Source organism: Solidesulfovibrio aerotolerans, from assembly GCF_009856865.1.
In the GTDB taxonomy this organism is placed as follows: Bacteria; Desulfobacterota; Desulfovibrionia; order Desulfovibrionales; family Desulfovibrionaceae; genus Solidesulfovibrio; species Solidesulfovibrio aerotolerans.
In genome coordinates this window covers 1-359 of record NZ_WVUD01000146.1, presented here as the reverse complement: position 1 = coordinate 359, position 359 = coordinate 1, and the positions used below count along the sequence as shown (strand labels likewise).

Annotated in this window: 1 protein-coding gene; it reads left to right on the top strand. The window is 53.5% G+C overall.

Annotation, left to right across the window (positions count from 1 at the left end; genetic code table 11):
* A partial coding sequence (locus GTA51_RS20475) for a LytS/YhcK type 5TM receptor domain-containing protein (protein WP_211922690.1) occupies nucleotides 1–275 on the top strand: 275 nt, incomplete at its 5' end.
* Nucleotides 276–359: the final 84 nt, after the last annotated feature.

Below are 359 nucleotides of genomic sequence, written 5' to 3'. Positions count from 1 at the left end.
AGATCGGAGAAGCAAAGCCACGCCAAGGACTTGTGGGCATCCTGCTCGGAGCAGTCGGTCTCGTGGTCATGTCCACGCCTTTTACTTTGATGCAGGGGGTCGTATTCGACACCCGCTCAGTACTCATCGGCATTTCCGGGCTGTTTTTTGGCGTTGTACCCACCGCCATCACTGTGGCAATCACCGCAGCCTACCGTCTCCACCAAGGGGGGTCTGGAGCTTGGACTGGCGTCTATCATTTCTGTCCGGCTAATTTAGAAGAGATAGCCTGCTAGAATTGTTTGGTTTTAAGCGTTGCCGTCGCGGGTCAATGAGGTCGAGAATTTCACATTGCTGAAACAGATTTCGTTGCACCAGCC